Source organism: Acidovorax sp. KPB24-03 (assembly GCF_057546605.1).
The window spans coordinates 1-1,305 of sequence record NZ_BAAJYR010000671.1 but is presented as its reverse complement, the minus strand read 5'-3'; the positions used below and the strand labels follow the sequence as shown (position 1 = coordinate 1,305).

Annotated in this window: 2 protein-coding genes; both read left to right on the top strand. The window is 75.0% G+C overall.

Annotation, left to right across the window (positions count from 1 at the left end; translation table 11 throughout):
* Positions 1–681 (top strand): biotin--[acetyl-CoA-carboxylase] ligase (locus tag AC27KI_RS25065; protein WP_487116489.1); only part of this gene is annotated, 681 nt, incomplete at its 5' end.
* Between the two features lie 213 nt (positions 682–894).
* A partial coding sequence (locus tag AC27KI_RS25060; RefSeq protein WP_487116487.1) for an SPOR domain-containing protein occupies positions 895–1,305 on the top strand: 411 nt, incomplete at its 3' end.

Genomic DNA, 1,305 nt, shown 5'->3' with positions numbered 1-1,305 from the left:
CTGCTCGTGGCCGAACTGCAGACCGCCGGCCGCGGGCGGCTGGGCCGGCCCTGGCGTGGCGCGGTGGGCGATGCGCTCATGTTCTCGCTGGGCATGCCGCTGGCGCCGGCCGACTGGTCGGGCCTGTCGCTCGCCGTGGGGGTGAGCGTGGCCGAGAGCCTGCAGCCCACGCCGCTGGCGGGTGCCGCGCGCATCGGCCTCAAATGGCCCAACGACCTGTGGCTGGACGGTGATCGCAAGCTGGCCGGCATCCTGGTGGAGACGGCGAGCCTCGTCGCGCCCGGCTGGGAAGCGCATGCCGCCCCCGCCACGCGCTACGTGGTGGCCGGCATCGGCATCAACGTGCAGCCGCCGCAGGCGGACGGCATGAACACCCCGCCCGGCAGCCTGCAGGACGTGGAGCCCGGCCTGGATGCGCCCACGGCGCTGCAGCGCATCGCCGCGCCGCTGGTCGCCATGCTGCAATCGTTCGAGGCCTATGGCTTCGCGCCGGTGCAGGCCCGGTTCCACCAGCGCGACGTGCTGAGCGGCCGCGCGGTGACGCTGAGCGATGGCACCACCGGCACGGCCCACGGCGTGGGCGAGGATGGCGCGCTGCTGGTGCACACGGCGCAGGGCATGCAGGCCGTGACCAGCTCCGAGATCAGCGTGCGGCCCGCCGGCCTGTCGGCGCCGCGCTGACCGAGAAGGGCCCACCCATGCTGCGCGCCGCCGTCCTGGTTCTGCTGCTGGCCAATGCCGGCTACTACGCGTGGGCGCAGGGGCTGCTGCGCTCGTGGGGCTGGGCGCCGCCCGAGCAGTCCGAGCCCCAGCGCCTGGAGCAGCAGATCCAGCCCGAGAACCTGCGCCTGGGCCGCGCCAACGGAACGGGCACCACCCCCAACGGCAACGCAAATGCGAACGGGGGCGAAGCGCCTGCAGCCCCCGCCACCCCGCCCGCTCCCGCCTCCACTCCCGCACCCAGCACCAGCGAGGCCGCGCCCGCATCGGTCCCACCCGTGGCCGCCGCCGAGCGCCGCGCCCTGCCTGCAGGCGGGCACGTTCGAGAAGGGGCAGCTCGATGCGCTGCGCACCGCCACGGCCGGCCTGCCGCCGGGCAGCTGGACGCTGGAGCCGATCTCGCTCACCGGCCGCTGGATGGTCTACATGGGCCGCTTCGCCGACGAGGACACGCTGGAGAAGAAACGCGCCGAGCTGCGCGCCCGCAAGGTGCCGTACGACCGGCCGGGCGCGGCGCTGGAGCCGGGCCTGTCGCTGGGCCGCTTTTCCACGGAAGAAGCCGCCGAGCGGGCCCTGGCCACGCTG